Raw genomic sequence first — 11483 nt, forward strand, 5'->3', positions numbered from 1 at the left:
TCATGCCTGAAGGAGGTCGGTGGTGACAACTACCGCAGGTTCGACCGGCACGGACACGACGACGAAGAATGGAACGTCGCTGAACACGTGGGCTGGCCGTGACGGCAAGGCTCCTTCACGCCTGAGCGGCGGAGGCAGGCGGCGCAGTGTGCCCTACCTGCTGCTCGGTGTCCTGCTGGTCGTGGTGTGCGCCGCGGGCGGCGTGTTCGCCGGAATGCAGTTGGGAGACCGGGAAAGCGTGCTGGCGTTGGCCCGTCCCGTTGCGGTGGGTCAAATCCTCACCGCGCAGGACCTCAAGCAGGTTAGCATGGCGACCGACTCCGGAATGGACGTGATGTCGGCATCGGCGGCGTCCACCGTGGTGGGACAGCCGGTTGCGTTCAGTCTGCCCGCCGGTTCACTGGTGACCCGATCGGTCCTCGGCTCGCCGCAGATTCCCTTGCAGGGAAGGGCAATTGCGGCGGTCGGGTTGAAGCCTGGGCAGTTCCCGCCCGACTTGGCGCCCGGAACCACCGTCGCAGTGCTCACCACGCCGGGCCAGGGCACGACGACGGGATCGTCGAACGGACAGACCTCGTCGTGGACCGCGGTGGTGACCGGCATCGCCACGCGCGAGGGCGAGCAAACCACCGTGGTCTCTCTGCAACTGTCCGAATCGGACGCTCGGGCGTTCGCCTCGGCTCCAGCGGGGCAACTCAGCCTGGTGGCGATCGCGGGAGGTGGACGCTGATGCTCATCGCAGTCTGTTCGCTCAAGGGCTCGCCCGGCGTCACCACGTTGGCCACCGCCCTCGGCGCTCGGTGGCCAGGGCAGGAGAACCCGATTGTCGTCGAGGCAGACCCTGCCGGCGGTGACCTGATGGCCCGCTTCCGGCTGCCCGAGTCACCGGGGCTGGTCAGCCTGGCCGCCGCGGCACGGGGCCGCGGCGGCTCCGACCCGAACCTGCTCGCCCAGCACACACAGCTCCTGCCAGGTGGCTTGCGGGTGGTGCTCGGGCCGGTAGGCGCGGAACAAGCCCGCGCCGCGTTGTCGGTGCTGGCTCCGGGCGCGTCGTCGCCGATGCGCCGTGCAGCCGACCAGGCGGGGACCACGGTCATCGTCGACTGCGGCCGGGTGGATCCCGACTCGCCTGCGTTCCCGATCATCCGCGGCGCCGACGCGATGCTGCTGGTCGCCCGACCACACGACGACGAACTCGCGCACGTCGCGCTCAAGCTGCAGGCCGCCCAGCGGTGGTCGGCGAAGCCGTGCTTCGTGCTCGTCGGCGACGGCTACCCGACCGCCGAGGTCGCCCAGGTCATGGGCATCCCGGTGATGGGCCGTGTTCCCCGCGATGACAAGGGCGCCGCGGTGTTGTGCGGGCAGGGCAACGGTCGGCACAGCCCGGCGAAGTCCGCGCTCGGGCGTGCCGCCGCCAAGATCGCGCTGAACACCTTTGCGCATTGGCACGCCACCAACAACGGTGGCACCCGTGCTCCGCACCTGCGGCTGGCGGTGCCCGGAGAGCCGATCTCGGGCGCGGCCCTGCAGCCCCTCGGGCCGCAGACCCGGAACGGCGCGACGTCATGACCCGGCCCGGCCTCGGCGAGCCGCACCTGACGACCACGTCGAACGGAGCGGGCCCACAACCTGGCCCGACGAACCTGCCCGGCCCAGCGGAGCTTCCGCATCGGCCCGCAGGGGAGGCTGCGGCCGTGGATCGGCTGCGGCAGTACCTGCGCGAGCAGCTGTCCACGCAGCTCAGCCAACGTATCCGGGACGACGAAAGCAGCGGCCGTGCCCCGATGGGGACGGTAGCGCGCCGTCAGATGGCCGAGGCGATCCTGCAGGACGCCGCCGAGGCACATGCCCAGGCGGAGATGCAGCAAGCCCGCGACCTGGTACGACCGGAGGTCGAGCAGCGGGTGATCACGGCCGTGCTCGACGAGGTCTTCGGGCTGGCCGGGCTGGAACCGCTGCTGGCCGACACCGAAATCGAGAACATCAACATCAACGGCTACGACCACGTCTTCGTTCGCTACGCCGACGGCCGCCGACGCCGGTTGCCGCCAGTAGTGGGTTCGGACACGGAACTCATCGAGCTCATTCGAGATCTGGCGACCCGGTCCGGCGTGGAAGAACGCCGCTTCGATCGCGGTTCGCCGATCGTCAACTTCCAGCTGCCCGGTGGCGAGCGGGTCTCCGCGGTCATGGCCGTCACCGCGCGCCCATCGGTATCGATTCGGCGTCACCGCTTCACCAGCGTCACTCTGGCGGAGCTCCGTGAGAACGGCACCATCGATCTCGCCCTGGAGTCGTTCCTCAAAGCGCTGGTGCGTGCACGTCGCAACGTCCTGGTCACCGGCGGCACGGCGATCGGCAAGACCACACTGTTGCGTGGTCTGGCCTCGGCCATCCCGTCGTGGGAGCGGATCCTGACGATCGAGGACGTTTTCGAGCTCGGCCTCGGCGAGGACGGCGAAGCACACCCGGACGTGGTCGCGATGCAGGCCCGCGAACCCAATCTGGAAGGCGTGGGTGCGGTCTCTCTATCGGATCTGGTGTGGCAGTCACTGCGCCAAAGCCCGGACCGGGTCATCGTGGGCGAGGTTCGCGGTCCCGAGGTCATCCCGATGTGCAACGCGATGTCCATGGGCAACGACGGCAGCATGGGCACCCTGCACTCCTCCAGCAGCCAGGGCGCGTTCACCAAGCTCGCCGCCTACGCGGTGCAAGGCCCCGAACGGCTGCCGATGGAAGCAACGAACTTGTTGGTGGCCGCGGCCCTGCACTTCGTGGTGCATCTGGACAAGCCCCGCGGCGAAAACAGCAAACGCGTGGTGTCCTCCATCCGCGAAGTCGTCGGCGCCGACGGCGCTCAGATCATCAGCAACGAGGTATGGCGCCCCGGCCCGGACCTGCGCGCTGTGCCCGGCGCGCCGCTGCGCACCGACACCGTGGACCTGCTCATGGACGCCGGCTACGACCCGGACCTGTTCGAGCGGCGCGAAGGGTGGTGGACGCCATGACCACGACTGCCGCCCTGTTCGGATTGCTCGGCGCGGGCCTGGCCGTCGGCGTCCTGCTCGTGTGGGCTGGGCTGCGCGGCCGGCCCGTCCGCCCCGCGACGCCGTCGCGGCTGAGCGCGTGGCTGGCCGTCCACCACGACCGCAAGCAGGTCGGCTGGCTGGTGGTGGCCGTGCTCGCCGGCCTGGCCGTCGGCACGATCACCGGCTGGGTCGTCGGCGCCGTCCTGACCGTCGTGGCCGTGGTCGGTCTGCCCCGGATCCTCGGCTCGAACACCGACCACAAGCTCCACCTCGAACGCATCGAGGCGATCGCCGGATGGACCGAAATGCTGCGCGACACCCTTGTCGCCGCGGCCGGCCTGGAGCAGGCCATCCTCGCCACCGCCCCGGCCTGCCCGGCCGCGATCCGCGAGGAGATCACCGAGCTGGCCGTCCGGCTCGAACGCGGCGAACGCCTCGCACCCTCATTGCGCAACCTCGCCGAGCAGCTGCGCGACCCGACCGCGGACCTGGTGATCTCCGCGCTCGTGCTGGCCGCCGAACACCAGGCCCGCCAGTTGGCCGACCTGCTCGGGGAACTGGCCAGCGAGGCCCGTGAACAAGCGTCGATGCGGATGCGCGTCGAGGCCGGGCGCGCCCGTACCAAGACCAGCGTGCGCGTCATCGTAATCACCACCCTGTCCTTCGCTGTCGGTTTGGTGCTGCTCAACCGCGGTTACCTCGCCCCGTACAACTCGGCGTTCGGCCAGATCATGCTCCTGATCGTCGGAGTGCTCTTCGCAGCAGCTTTTGTTTGGCTGTCAAAGATCGCGCGCATGCGGGAGTCCGAAAGGTTCCTGACCGAGCTGGGCACGATCCGGTCGCACGACGCCGATCTCGACGTCGATGACCTGTTCACCGGAAAGGGGGCGTCGTCATGATCAGTGCGTTGCTGTGGGGCGCTGGGCTCGGCGTCGGGTTGTGGGCGCTGGTGGTCTATGTGTTCCCGCCGAAGCCACCATTGCGAACTCTGGTCGACCGGCTGCATTCGACACCGGCACCACCGCCGATCCTCGCCGCGGATTCCGATGGCTGGGCCTTGCGGGTAGGCAAGCCGTTCATCAAGCCGCTGGCCGCACTCGGGCTGCCGAACCGCAAGTTGCGCAACGACCTCGCCGTCACCGGCAAGGGTATCGAGCACCACCTGGCCGAGAAGGCCACGTTCGCGCTGACCGGGTTGCTGCTGCCCATCCTGATGCAGCTCCTGCTCGTGGTGACCGATGTCAGTCCGGAGTGGGAAGTTCCGGCCATCGCTAGCCTCATCCTCGCCTTGGGCGGCTTCCTGCTCCCGGACATCAGTGTCCGGCGGGAAGCCGAGCGGCGACGCTCGACCTTCCGGCACGCGTTGTCGGCTTACCTCAACCTGATCCGGGTCCTGCTGGCCGGTGGCGCCGGGGTAGACGGAGCCCTGTCCGACGCGGTCGGCATTGGCAAAGGCTGGGCGTTTCAACAGATTCGCCGCGCACTGGTCACCGCCAAGCTCACCCGCACCACCCCGTGGTCCACCCTGGGCCAGCTCGGCACCGAACTCGATGTGCACCAGCTGTCCGAGCTGGCCGCCTCGGTCAGCCTGGCCGGAACCGAAGGTGCCCGCGTGCGCGCCAGCCTCGCAGCCAAAGCCGCCGCGCTGCGCACCCGCGAGCTCACCGACGCCGAAGGTGACGCCCAGTCGGCCACTGAACGCATGAGCCTGCCCGTGGTGGTGCTGTTCGGTGGATTCCTTGTCTTCATTGGGTTTCCCGCACTCGCACAGGTGCTGGGAGGTCTCTGAGTTCCATTAGAACAGTCCATAACGGACCCCGAACCACAGGGGAGATACTGATGTTCAACGAAGTTCAGATCCTAGTCGCCCGCATCCGTGCCGGGTTGGAGCGGCTGCGCCAGGACGAGCGCGGCTACTCGACCGAGGCCGTGGTTGTCACCGCTGTGCTCGTAGCCGCGGCGATCGCCGTGCTTGCGATCATCATCGCAAAAGTCGTCGAGAAGGCGAACGGCATCAGTTTGTAGGCCGGTGAACACGATGTCTCGAAACGTTAGCCGGCCCGCAAAACCGGCACCGACGACACGCGAACGTCCCCACAGGACGGTCGTGCGCTCCGCGCTGCGTCGGCTACGGCACGATCAGCGGGGCGGCGGAACGGTCGAACTCGTCGTCGCCACACCCTTGCTGCTCCTGCTGATCCTCCTCATCGCCCAGTTCGCGTTGTACATGCACGCCAACCACATCGCGCAAGCTGCCGCGTCCGAGGCACTCTCCGCTGCGCGAGTCTCCGGGGGCAGCGCAGCCGCGGGCAACACCGAAGGGCAACGCATCCTGGCGCAACTGGGAAGCGGCCCGCTGCAGGGAGGTTCGGTCAAAGCCCAGCGCGGAAACACCCAAGCCTCCGTGACCATCACCGGAACGGCGACCAGCGTCATCCCGTTCATGACACTCACGGTCCACGCCGAAGCTGTTGGGCCCATTGAGAAATTTACCCCGCCGACCGGTGTGGGGGCAGCGCCATGAGCGCGACATCGACGTTCCGCAGGCTCGTTCACCCCGTGCGTGCACGGCTCTGCGTGCTGCGCCGCGATGAACGTGGCTCCGCCGCGGCCGAGCTCACTCTACTCACGCCGCTGCTCATTCTGCTGCTGCTGTTCGTGGTGCTGTGCGGCCGGCTCGCCGATACGAAACTGCGGATCAACGACGTCGCGCACCAGGCCGCGCGCGCAGCCACCCTGGCCCGTACCCCGTCGCAAGCCACCGCGAATGCCCAGACGACAGCCAGTGCTGCCTTGGCTTCTGCCGGGATCACCTGCCAGTCGCTCACGGTCTCCACCGACACCCAGGGGCTCAAACCCGGCTCGACAGTCACCGTCACCGTTTCCTGCAGTGTCGGCTTGGGTGACCTGACCATGCTCGGCGTCCCAGGCTCCCGAACGTTCGAATCCAGCTTCTCCTCGCCAGTCGATGTATGGCGCGGCACCAGCACACTCGCGCAGGCAGGAGGCACCGGATGAGCTCCACAGCACGGTCTCGCCGCCCCGCTCTGCGCCGACTGCGTGAGGACCAGAGCGGCCGGGTCACCGCGTTCGTCGTCATCATCGTGACCGCGGTCCTGCTGTTCGCCGGTCTCGTGCTCGACGGTGGACTCGCGCTGGCCGCCAAGGTTCGCGCTCTCGGCGAGGCCCAGGAAGCCGCTCGGGCCGGCGCCCAGGAAATCGACCTGGCTGCCTACCGCGCCAACGGCACCCTTCGTCTGGAGCCGCAGCAAGCCAGTGCAGCCGCCCGCAAGTACCTCGCCGCCGCAGGCCACACCGGCACCGTCTCCGTCGCCGGCAACACCGTGCACGTCACCGTCACGGTCAGCCAGCCGACGCAACTGCTCCCGTTGATCGGCATCGGCTCGATCGCGGTCACCGCGGCCGGGCAAGCCCAGCCGCAGCGCGGAATCTCCGGAGTACTCCCATGACCACGCCTCACCGCTCGCGTCCGGTGCAGCACGCCAACCACGAAGGAGACCAGGATGGCCACGCCTGAAGAGATCGAACATCGCGTCGAGGAAAACGACAGCACCACCACCGCGAAACGTGCGGCCACGGCGAAGCGGGTCGGCGAACTCGCGCAACGTCGCGCCGCCATCGCCGAACAACTCAGCGACATCGAGCGTGAACTTGGTGACGTACTCGCCGAGTCCAGTGACGTGATCGGCACCGACGAACTGGCGAAGTTCACTGACGTGCCCGTTGCAGACCTTGACCAATGGCTCAGCGGCCGGAAGCCCACTCGCACCAAACGCAAGAAGCCCGCACCCGCCCCGTCCGCCGCGAAGACCGATACGGGCCAAGGAGCGCCCGCGGCGAAGACACCAACGTCCGGCCAGACACCAACGGTACCGGAGCCCGCCGCACCTCGGTCCGTTCCCGCGGGCGTGCCTGCGCGGGTTCCTGCGGAAGTGACATGACTTCGCTTGACCTGCCTAGCCAGGCAGCACACATCGAGTCATAAACCCTGTACTGCCAAGGAATTGAGCACGCCGTGACCGCACATCCACACCACACACGCAGGAAGCTGACACCAAGCGCGCACCGCCACGCCTCATGGGCGCCAGCCAGCGCGTTCCGGTTCGTCGGCCGAGTCCTGCGCGGCCTGCTCGCCGCCGTCGTCCTGCTCGCGCTCGTGGCCGGCTTGCCCTGGGCGCTGGTGCACTTCGTCGGCTGGCCCCTGCCAGACCATGTGCCGACCTGGGACGAGACCCAGGCGACGCTGCTCAACTCGATGAGCCCGCCGTTCCTGCTTAATACCCTGGCCGTGCTGTGCTGGATCGTCTGGTTCTTCTTCGCCATTGACGTCCTGCGCTGCACCGTCGACGCGGCGCGCGGGATCACCTGGCCGCAGGTCCGTCCACCTGGCCCGCTGCACGGGCTCGCTGCGGCGCTCATCGGCACCATCGTGCTGACCCTGCTCGGCAGCCGAACCCCGTACACAGGGCCAGCACCGGTCACGGCGGCCTTGACGGGCGACCTCGCGCCAATCGCTGTCGTCGCGCCATTAACACCCGGCCCCGCTGCGCCCGCGCTGGCCAGGCAGGCCCTGGTCGTGCAACAAGCCACCCTGGTGATCGACCGGGCGGCGCCCGCCCCACCAGGAACGGTGCTGGCCACTGAAGAAGTCCGCCTCCCGCAGAACGGGATCTATGACAGCCTCTGGCGGGTCGCCGAACGCGTCTACGGGCCTGGCGGCGGCAGCCGGTGGCCCGAGCTATTCCAACTCAACCGCGGTGTCGAGCAGCCCGACGGCCGTACACTCGCCAACCCGAACCTGGTGCGGCCCGGCTGGAAGATCACCGCCTACATCCCAGCCCCGCCCAGCGAGCCACCGCCGGGCGAGCAACTGCCGCCGGTCCCACCCGAGCAACCGGTCCCTCCGACCAGTACGGCGCCAACTACACCACCCTCAACGCAGCCGGCGCCGACCACGCAGGCTCCGCCGGCGACTGACCAGGCCGACCAGCACGGCACCGATCAGGCCGAACCAGGGCTGGACCTGATGACGGGTGTGTTCGTCAGTCTCGGCCTGGCCGGCCTGGTCACTACGGCCATGGTGTCGGCGAGGATGTGGCGGCGCCGTCGCTACCGCGTCGGCAGCGGCGACCGCGCCGACCTGCAGCGCCCGATCGCGCCCGTGGTCCGCGCACTGCGCACCGCACACGACGACCATGATGACGACCTGCGCTCCGACGAGGTGGAGTTCATTGACCTCGCGCCCGCTCCACCGCGGATCCACATCACCGCGGGCGGCGCGCTCGAACCCGACGACGAACCGATACCCGTTCCAGCGCGAGTCGGCGTTCGAGGTGGAAGCGAGCTCGCCCTGAACCTCGCCAGCACTCGTGGGCTTGGCTTGGCCGGGCCCGGCGCCGCGGACGCGGCCCGTGCTCTCCTGCTGCACCTGCTCGCCGAGCACCAGCCTGGCGGCAGCGTCTGCGTGATCATCCCCGCCGAGGATCTGCACCTCGTCTTCGACGGCACGCACGTCGAGCACCTGCCCTCGACCGTCCTGGTGGTCGATTCCCTCGACGCCGCCCTCGACGAGATGGAAGCGGCGCTGCTCACCCGCACCCGCCACGCCATCGAAGAGACCGAATTCCAGCCCACCCCGGCCTCGCTCGTGCTGCTCGCCAGCCCGACACCGCACGCCGAACGCCGCCTGCAGGCCGTCCTCGACAACGGCTCCACCCTCGGCCTCGCCGGCATCCTGCTCGGCCAGTGGCGGCCCGGCGCAACCGTCCGCATCCGCCCCGACGGCACCGTCAGCGCCACCAGCCCCGGCCTCGGCGACGCGCTCACTGGTACCCGTCTGTTCACCCTGCCCGCCGCCGACACCACCGAGTTGCTGACCCTGCTCCGTGACGCCGAAGGCCCGACCGACCTGCCGGGCTCCGGTGTCGAACCCGGCGCTGCCGGCGATGGTGGCCTACCGCTCGTGGACGTCGCCGAGGACGACGACAGGATTGCGCAACCGTCGGTGCCCGAGCAGCGCTCGGTGGAAGAGATGACCCGGCTCGAATCGACCCGGCCGCCGGACCGGCAGAACGACCCGGCTGCGCCGATGCCGAGCCTGCAGGTGCTGGACGTCCACGCCGCCCCCGTGGACGTCCAGCCGCCTGCCCCGGTGCCAGCCTCACCGGCCGACGACGCCGATGGACACCGCACGACCACCGACGACCTGGTGCTTGCCGACAACTGGTCAACACGGCCGGAGAATCCGCCGAAGCCAGCGGTGGGAGATCAACCGGCGACGCGGCGACCGCTGGCCGTGCGAGTGCTCGGTCGTGTTTACCTGGCCCTTCAAGACGACAGCGGAGAACGCGAGCTCGGTGGGGCGCTCACACCGAAGCAACGCGAAGTGCTCGTCTACCTCGCGCTACACCCCCACGGCGTCCGCCGCGAAGTCCTCAACGAAGCCGTCTGGCCCGACAGCCGGCCACCGCGGCCGTACAACAGCTTCCACAACACCCTCTCGATGCTGCGCCGCGCACTCAGCGACGCCACCGACGGCGCCCTCGACAATGTCGTCCTCAACGACGACGGCCGCTACCAACTCAACCCTGACCTGGTCACCGTCGACTTCTGGCACCTCCAGCATGCCCTGCAGGCACCCCGCCCGACCGACGGTGACGCCCTCCTACAGCTGCACGACGCCGTCGAGCTCTACCAGGGCGACCTCGCCGAAGACCTGCTCGTCCCTTGGGTCGAGCCCTTCCGCGAGACCATCCGCCGCGACGTCCTCGACGCGCTCGGCGCACTGATCCGCACCCACGGCGACGCCGACCCGGAAACGATGCTCACGCTGCTGGAACGCACTCGCAAGCTCGACCGGTACAACGAAGGCGTCTACCGCGACATCATCCGCACCCAGGCCCGCCTCGGCCAGTACGCCGCCATTCCACGCACGCTCGCGCTCCTCACCGCCACGCTCGACGAGATCGGGCAGCACCCCAGCGCGGACACACTCAACCTCGCTGACTTCCTCCAACGACGCGGAAGTACCCGCCGCCAGCTTCCGACCGACAACGCCGCCGCCAGCTGAGCGGGCCTACCGCCATCGGCATCTCAATCAGCTACACCGTCAGGCGGAGGCTTGCTGTCATCCTCCTGCGGCTGTTTCCGGTCCTTCGCCTGCGACTTCTGCAGATGCTCGATCAGCTCGGAATGCTTTTCGCCCCAGGCGATGAGCGGCTCCACCGCGATCAGCAGCTCCTTGGCCGCGGGCGTGAGCGAGTAGATCACCGACCGTGGAAATGTCCGTTCCTCGAACCGGTCGACCAGCCCGCCTGTCTCGATACGCCGCAACGTCCGTCCCAGTGCCCTGCTCTGGATGCGGCGCACCGATCCGGTCCACGGGTCGAACGTCGTCATGTCCTGAACGGCTGAATACAGCTCGTTGTAGTGCAACGGACCCGCGTCCAACGCCACAAGGATGTGGATGACCCACTCCCCGTTCAGCAGGTGGCGAAGGTCTCGCGACCGCTGCGGATACCTATTGTCCCCCGTTACCATGTGCATGCTCCATGTTCATTCGTGAAGGCTCACCTACGCCCCGCCCCGCGGCGCAGGTGAGCCAAAGATTCGACGATTCGAATCGCCTCCTTTCTGTCCAGAGGGCGTATTATTTTCACTCGTCGTCCGCACTTCGGTTGATCAGTGTCAAGGTTGTCGACGCTACGCCGAACGGGGCATCCGCCGCAGCGTATTTCTACTTAGGACGACCCAGCGTCACCACATCGAGCGACGGACTAGTAGATCAACAGCACTCTCGGTGAGCAATCTGTAGTGTCCTGGTGACCTACCGCTCGACGGTCCGTTCCAGTTGCCTGTTAGAGCGGTAGCCCCTCGGCGCAGCGAAACGCCTGTTCAAGTGGCCTGCAGACCCTGCCGATGCAACGCCCGACTCGGTCGCCGGCAGGCATATGAACAGTCGATTTGGGTGGGTGGTCGCCTGCCGGTCCTCTTGACTCCGTGGTCGCCCTGACTGCGATGGTCACCATCTCCCCGTACTCCACTTTCCGCCGGCCGAGCCCTGCTCGCACGCCTCCCGCGCTCGTCCCCGCTCTCACGCTCCGGCCGCCACTCCTCCATGATCAACTGCGCCCGAAATGCTGACGCGTGTCAATCTGACCTCAATTGTCATCAGCGTATTGACAAGCGAGATTTCAACGTTCGTCAACCGTTCTCATTTGTTGAGATTTCTTCGGATGAATTGCAGAGCCGAGATTCGAGGTATCGAATTCTGCGCAATTCCCGATCCAGGCAATTCTGCCACCTGAAATCCGAAAGATTTTTGCATCGAACGAGCTGCCCGGTCGCCGGCCGTGCCGCTGGGCTCCGCCGTGCCGGTCGCCGGCCGTGCCGCTGGGCTCCGCCGTGCCGGTCGCCGGCCGTGCCGCTGGGCTC

At 68.1% G+C, this 11483-nt stretch carries 13 protein-coding genes; 11 read left to right on the forward strand and 2 right to left on the reverse strand.

The features are described from left to right. Positions 1–22 precede the first annotated feature (22 nt). The 11 genes from BMY97_RS39775 (at position 23) to BMY97_RS39825 (ending at position 10119) form a co-directional block, all read left to right on the forward strand. Positions 23–730: an SAF domain-containing protein gene (locus BMY97_RS39775; RefSeq protein WP_218156984.1), complete on the forward strand. Its 708-nt coding sequence runs from the start codon at positions 23–25 to the stop codon at positions 728–730. After that, entirely contained in the window at positions 730–1569 is an 840-nt protein-coding gene (locus BMY97_RS39780) for a CpaE/TadZ family protein (RefSeq protein WP_091628030.1), read from the forward strand. Before BMY97_RS39775 ends, BMY97_RS39780 begins: the two co-directional genes overlap by 1 nt. A 125-nt stretch (positions 1570–1694) precedes the next feature. Next, positions 1695–3008 (forward strand): TadA family conjugal transfer-associated ATPase, encoded by a 1314-nt coding sequence (locus BMY97_RS39785; RefSeq protein WP_342744086.1) that lies wholly within the window; start codon positions 1695–1697, stop codon positions 3006–3008. Further along, entirely contained in the window at positions 3005–3928 is a 924-nt protein-coding gene (locus BMY97_RS39790) for a type II secretion system F family protein (protein ID WP_091628078.1), read from the forward strand. Before BMY97_RS39785 ends, BMY97_RS39790 begins: the two co-directional genes overlap by 4 nt. After that, the gene (locus tag BMY97_RS39795) at positions 3925–4818 is read left to right on the forward strand and encodes a type II secretion system F family protein (protein ID WP_091628034.1); all 894 of its coding nucleotides are present in this window, start codon (positions 3925–3927) and stop codon (positions 4816–4818) included. Before BMY97_RS39790 ends, BMY97_RS39795 begins: the two co-directional genes overlap by 4 nt. Before the next feature lie 50 nt (positions 4819–4868). After that, the gene (locus BMY97_RS39800) at positions 4869–5054 is read left to right on the forward strand and encodes a hypothetical protein (RefSeq protein ID WP_091628036.1); all 186 of its coding nucleotides are present in this window, start codon (positions 4869–4871) and stop codon (positions 5052–5054) included. 82 nt (positions 5055–5136) lie between these two features. Further along, positions 5137–5553, forward strand: coding sequence for a TadE/TadG family type IV pilus assembly protein (locus BMY97_RS39805; protein ID WP_245787746.1), 417 nt, complete (start codon positions 5137–5139; stop codon positions 5551–5553). Continuing rightward, positions 5550–6047: a TadE/TadG family type IV pilus assembly protein gene (locus BMY97_RS39810; RefSeq protein ID WP_091628038.1), complete on the forward strand. Its 498-nt coding sequence runs from the start codon at positions 5550–5552 to the stop codon at positions 6045–6047. The genes BMY97_RS39805 and BMY97_RS39810 overlap by 4 nt, the downstream gene beginning before the upstream one ends. Next, a complete protein-coding gene (locus BMY97_RS39815) occupies positions 6044–6499 on the forward strand; it encodes a TadE/TadG family type IV pilus assembly protein (RefSeq protein ID WP_091628040.1) in 456 nt (151 codons plus the stop codon). Before BMY97_RS39810 ends, BMY97_RS39815 begins: the two co-directional genes overlap by 4 nt. Positions 6500–6553: 54 nt before the next feature. Beyond that, a complete protein-coding gene (locus BMY97_RS39820; RefSeq protein WP_091628042.1) occupies positions 6554–6991 on the forward strand; it encodes a hypothetical protein in 438 nt (145 codons plus the stop codon). A 239-nt stretch (positions 6992–7230) separates the two neighbouring features. Beyond that, positions 7231–10119 (forward strand): AfsR/SARP family transcriptional regulator, encoded by a 2889-nt coding sequence (locus BMY97_RS39825; RefSeq protein WP_143086404.1) that lies wholly within the window; start codon positions 7231–7233, stop codon positions 10117–10119. Between the two features lie 23 nt (positions 10120–10142). On the opposite strand, the gene BMY97_RS39830 is transcribed toward BMY97_RS39825, so the two are convergent. Both BMY97_RS39830 and BMY97_RS47930 read right to left on the reverse strand, forming a co-directional pair. Then, positions 10143–10595 (reverse strand): winged helix-turn-helix transcriptional regulator, encoded by a 453-nt coding sequence (locus BMY97_RS39830; protein WP_091628046.1) that lies wholly within the window; start codon positions 10593–10595, stop codon positions 10143–10145. A 647-nt stretch (positions 10596–11242) separates the two neighbouring features. After that, a partial coding sequence (locus BMY97_RS47930) for a hypothetical protein (RefSeq protein WP_218156985.1) occupies positions 11243–11483 on the reverse strand: 241 nt, incomplete at its 5' end.

It is taken from the genome of Amycolatopsis saalfeldensis (genome assembly GCF_900110575.1).
Classification (GTDB): domain Bacteria; phylum Actinomycetota; class Actinomycetes; order Mycobacteriales; family Pseudonocardiaceae; genus Amycolatopsis; species Amycolatopsis saalfeldensis.

Coding starts and splice junctions, on each gene's coding strand:
- BMY97_RS39780 (WP_091628030.1), top strand. CDS start 730: ATGCTCATCGCAGTCTGTTCGCTCAAGGGCTCGCCCGGCGTCACCACG.
- BMY97_RS39790 (WP_091628078.1), top strand. CDS start 3,005: ATGACCACGACTGCCGCCCTGTTCGGATTGCTCGGCGCGGGCCTGGCC.
- BMY97_RS39795 (WP_091628034.1), top strand. CDS start 3,925: ATGATCAGTGCGTTGCTGTGGGGCGCTGGGCTCGGCGTCGGGTTGTGG.
- BMY97_RS39800 (WP_091628036.1), top strand. CDS start 4,869: ATGTTCAACGAAGTTCAGATCCTAGTCGCCCGCATCCGTGCCGGGTTG.
- BMY97_RS39810 (WP_091628038.1), top strand. CDS start 5,550: ATGAGCGCGACATCGACGTTCCGCAGGCTCGTTCACCCCGTGCGTGCA.
- BMY97_RS39815 (WP_091628040.1), top strand. CDS start 6,044: ATGAGCTCCACAGCACGGTCTCGCCGCCCCGCTCTGCGCCGACTGCGT.
- BMY97_RS39820 (WP_091628042.1), top strand. CDS start 6,554: ATGGCCACGCCTGAAGAGATCGAACATCGCGTCGAGGAAAACGACAGC.
- BMY97_RS39830 (WP_091628046.1), bottom strand. CDS start 10,595: ATGCACATGGTAACGGGGGACAATAGGTATCCGCAGCGGTCGCGAGAC.